Genomic DNA, 887 nt, shown 5'->3' with positions numbered 1-887 from the left:
TTTTAAAGTTGTATATCATGAAATTATTAAAAATATTGAGTTTAGTTTGCTTAAGCATAAGTATTGGGGCTTGTGCTGAGCATAGTATGAGTCGAGCAAAAACAAGTACAATTCCACAAGTGAATAACTCAATCATCGATCAGAATGTTCAAGCGCTTTTTAATGAAATCTCAGCTGATGCTGTGTTTGTCACATATGATGGTCAAAATATTAAAAAATATGGCACGCATTTAGACCGAGCAAAAACAGCTTATATTCCTGCATCTACATTTAAAATTGCCAATGCACTAATTGGTTTAGAAAATCATAAAGCAACATCTACAGAAATATTTAAGTGGGATGGAAAGCCACGTTTTTTTAAAGCATGGGACAAAGATTTTACTTTGGGCGAAGCCATGCAAGCATCTACAGTGCCTGTATATCAAGAATTGGCACGTCGTATTGGTCCAAGCTTAATGCAAAGTGAATTGCAACGTATTGGTTATGGCAATATGCAAATAGGCACGGAAGTTGATCAATTTTGGTTGAAAGGGCCTTTGACAATTACACCTATACAAGAAGTAAAGTTTGTGTATGATTTAGCCCAAGGGCAATTGCCTTTTAAACCTGAAGTTCAGCAACAAGTGAAAGAGATGTTGTATGTAGAGCGCAGAGGGGAGAATCGTCTATATGCTAAAAGTGGCTGGGGAATGGCTGTAGACCCGCAAGTGGGTTGGTATGTGGGTTTTGTTGAAAAGGCAGATGGGCAAGTGGTGGCATTTGCTTTAAATATGCAAATGAAAGCTGGTGATGATATTGCTCTACGTAAACAATTGTCTTTAGATGTGCTAGATAAGTTGGGTGTTTTTCATTATTTATAAGAATTAGAAGTTTGAGGTTAATCTATT

The 887-nt window shown here is 36.6% G+C and carries 1 protein-coding gene; it reads left to right on the top strand.

Annotation, left to right across the window (positions count from 1 at the left end; all coding sequences use genetic code 11):
* The first annotated feature begins 17 nt into the window (after positions 1-17).
* On the top strand, positions 18-860 hold the full coding sequence (locus EXE29_RS17300) for a carbapenem-hydrolyzing class D beta-lactamase OXA-58 (RefSeq protein WP_002002480.1): 843 nt from the start codon (positions 18-20) through the stop codon (positions 858-860).
* Positions 861-887: the final 27 nt, after the last annotated feature.

Source organism: Acinetobacter sp. WCHAc060006 (assembly GCF_004209135.1).
Taxonomy (GTDB): domain Bacteria; phylum Pseudomonadota; class Gammaproteobacteria; order Pseudomonadales; family Moraxellaceae; genus Acinetobacter; species Acinetobacter cumulans.
The sequence above is the reverse complement of the archived record's forward strand: the minus strand, read 5'-3'. Positions and strand labels throughout refer to the sequence as shown.

Coding starts and splice junctions, on each gene's coding strand:
- EXE29_RS17300 (WP_002002480.1), top strand. CDS start 18: ATGAAATTATTAAAAATATTGAGTTTAGTTTGCTTAAGCATAAGTATT.